This is a genomic window from Streptomyces sp. O3 (genome assembly GCF_054788135.1).
The window spans coordinates 1-231 of sequence record NZ_JBTVYK010000246.1 but is presented as its reverse complement, the minus strand read 5'-3'; the positions used below and the strand labels follow the sequence as shown (position 1 = coordinate 231).

The 231-nt window shown below is 46.3% G+C and carries 1 protein-coding gene; it reads right to left on the bottom strand.

Annotated features, from left to right (window positions below):
* Window positions 1–231, bottom strand: a 231-nt coding sequence (locus ACX6XY_RS30525) for a DNA gyrase subunit A (RefSeq protein ID WP_460338000.1), incomplete at both ends; no start/stop codon positions are given.

Below are 231 nucleotides of genomic sequence, written 5' to 3'. Positions count from 1 at the left end.
ACCTTGTACAATCGGGACATTGTTCTGCCATTCTGCTGCCATTAGTGCTAGAGCGTCTTGTGCCGAAGTCTCACCGTGATTGTAACCAATCTTTGACACTGAGCTACCTAACGCTGCGACCTTGTCAAACGATGTACTAGCGTCTTTAATCACGTTGTACAGAACAAATCGCTGAACAGGTTTAAGACCATCAATCCCGTTTGCTAGTGCGCGGTTCTCGATGGTATACAT